Annotated in this window: 1 protein-coding gene; it reads left to right on the forward strand. The window is 67.3% G+C overall.

Annotated features, from left to right (window positions below; translation table 11 throughout):
• A partial coding sequence (locus tag CVH10_RS22490) for a recombinase family protein (protein WP_146143297.1) occupies positions 1-254 on the forward strand: 254 nt, incomplete at both ends.

Below are 254 nucleotides of genomic sequence, written 5' to 3' on the forward strand. Positions count from 1 at the left end.
CGCTCCGCAACTTGACGTGCTGCGCGCCAAGGGATGCGAGCCGATCTATTCGGAGCACGCATCCGGCAAACACGCCGTTCGGCCCGAGCTGGCGCAGGCGATGAAGGCCCTGCGTGCCGGAGACACGCTGGTGGTGTGGCGGCTCGACCGGCTTGGCCGATCGCTCCCGGACCTGATCGCGACAGTGAACGAGCTGGCAAGCCGCGGCATCGCGTTTGAGAGCGTCACCGAGGCGATCGACACGACCACGGCAT

Origin of the sequence: Halomonas sp. ND22Bw (assembly GCF_003011945.1) — a bacterium.
GTDB lineage: Bacteria > Pseudomonadota > Gammaproteobacteria > Pseudomonadales > Halomonadaceae > Halomonas > Halomonas halophila.